This is a genomic window from Microcoleus sp. C2D2, from assembly GCF_036702495.1.
In the GTDB taxonomy this organism is placed as follows: Bacteria; Cyanobacteriota; Cyanobacteriia; order Cyanobacteriales; family Microcoleaceae; genus Microcoleus.
In genome coordinates this window covers 1-2,195 of sequence record NZ_JAUBTO010000349.1, presented here as the reverse complement: position 1 = coordinate 2,195, position 2,195 = coordinate 1, and the positions used below count along the sequence as shown (strand labels likewise).

At 35.6% G+C, this 2,195-nt stretch carries 1 protein-coding gene and 1 pseudogene; both read right to left on the bottom strand.

The window, feature by feature from the left end:
• Nucleotides 1-6 precede the first annotated feature (6 nt).
• A pseudogene (locus QUB61_RS39030) lies at nt 7-676 on the bottom strand (hypothetical protein); the annotation flags it as partial.
• Nucleotides 677-945: 269 nt separating this feature from the next.
• Nucleotides 946-2,058 (bottom strand): IS630 family transposase, encoded by a 1,113-nt coding sequence (locus tag QUB61_RS39025; protein WP_333190455.1) that lies wholly within the window; start codon nt 2,056-2,058, stop codon nt 946-948.
• Nucleotides 2,059-2,195 lie beyond the last annotated feature (137 nt).

The window sequence follows — 2,195 nt, the reverse complement described above, 5'->3', positions numbered from 1 at the left end:
GTGATGCTATTTCTGCCCAATATGAGTGACTTGGCTATGCCTGAGCTCATTCCCTTCTTTCAGACCTGAATCCTTACCATTGAGATAAGCACAGCGAAGAGAAAGAATAGAGGAAACGCTCTTAATATTCCACGCTCGCTCCCGATAGTTTCACCCGTATTCCAATTTGTTTAATTAGTGATTCAACTGTTCCCGACCCTAGAGAACTTAGGGATTCTACTTGATAGTATAAGTAATTAACTATTCGACAGCGATGGGTTTCTAAATAGTGGCAAAATCTTTTAAATGCTTTCTTTTTTAGGTCTTTAAATAAATTGATTGCTTCATCAACTTTGCCTGGCCACAAAAAATTTTCTGCTGATTTTAATCGCTTGAATGAACCCCCTACCTTGTAGAGATTTTCTTTGAGATGATACCAATCTAAAATTTCTTGTCTTTGTTGGGCCTCTCCAATTTCTTGAAACAAGTTCCAAATTCCCGGATGACCATCTCAATTACAGTACATAGGATGCAGCAGTTTTTGGCTATTCGCCCAATCAATTAAATCTTGAGACTTTTGAAAAAAAGCTCCACAGTAAACATTATCTAAACACAAGGCTTTGTAGTCTTTCCAATAACAGGGTTCGCCCTTGGTTTCGTTGCGTAGCCTGATTTTCCCGCCATCTAATACCAGTTTCATAAAATAGTGCTACAGTTAATAGATGCACTATTTGTAAATGAACACTGAAATATCAGGGTAAGCGCATCTAATTTTGTGTTTGAAAATACAGATTATTTTGCTAAAAGACTGTAGTTTAGACTAAGCAAAGATGAGAACGGTGGCAAAAGAAGAACTAGAGCCACCGTTAAGGAGAGAATGAGGGTGAAAAATAAAACCTATCCACTCCTTAAATGAACAGTGAACGATTAAAGGACTTTCGTCAAGCAGCATAAGCTGTTTCGCATTTAAATTGTGATAACAGCATTTCCTTTGTTTTTAAGTTTTCGTCCCCATTTGATAACCAATCCTCCTTCATTTAAAAGCTTATGCAACAAAACTTCTAATTCTTCAATTGATTTAAAAAGTCGATTAGCAATATATTCTTTGGCTGAATGCCATACCAATTCAATCAAGTTATAGTCTGGGCTATATTTAGGTAAGTATTCCAGATGAATATTAGGCATTTCTGTTGTTATTATCTGGATATAGTCTTGTTTCTTGTGAAAGCTGGCGTTATCTAATACGATCACTATTTGACACCCTTTTTCTGTAAAATCTTCTCGATTGTTTCCCGCTTCTACCCATTCACTTATTAAATCTTGATAAAATAGTTTCAAGACTTTATAGAAACTGTTAGAGTTACTTTTACTAAGAAATTCAACAAATCTTTTTTTGTCTGAATACCTGATTGCTCCCATGACATTCACTCTTCCTTTTCTTCTATCTCCCCTCACTTTTTTGCGATGTCCTTTTTTGCCCCAAGTCTTTCTCCTAATCACCCTTAAACTAAATCCACTTTCATCCCAAAACCATACCTGAAGGCGATCAGGACTTGCTTTTTCTATTCTTAAATATTCCTCTAATTTTTCTTTAAAAGCTTTCCTTTTATCCGGATCTTGTTTGTGATCTAGGCTATATTTTGACCACAGGTAAACGTACTTTTTTTTTGAAATAATTCTCCATACTTGTGAGCCACTTAACTTAATTCCAGTTACTTCTTCTAAATAAGTAGCCAATCTTTTCGCTGACCATCGACCAAATTCATATCCTAGCTCTTGAGGATCTTTGTCAATTGTTTCTAGTAATATTTCTATGTATTTTTCTGTGGCTTTGTGATGGTTTCCTTTCATTTTATCATCTTTAAGACTCTCTAAATTATCTGGAGCGACCTGCTCGCACCAGAAACAGATTTTGTTTAGCGAACACCCGATAAATTTAGCAATTTCTTTTTGCGTTTTTCCGTCATTGAGCAATAGTAAGATTAAGATCCTTTCTCTAATTTCTCCATTTTCTTCTTGTTTTAAGGATTGTTGAAGCTTTTTGACTTGCTCGGAATTGAGATGATTTTTGGCTGGCATACTTCTGTCTTTTCTGTGAATTTTAATTTATTATTATACCATTTTAAATGCGAAACAGCTTACGAATTATTGGTACGAGCCAAGGATGCAACAAGAGAGCTGATGGATTCAGTGATGACCACTCCGAATGTGTCGTG

What these genes read in the sequence shown, in the direction of transcription:
- QUB61_RS39025 (WP_333190455.1), bottom strand. Translation starts at nt 2,058, where the DNA reads ATGCCAGCCAAAAATCATCTCAATTCCGAGCAAGTCAAAAAGCTTCAA.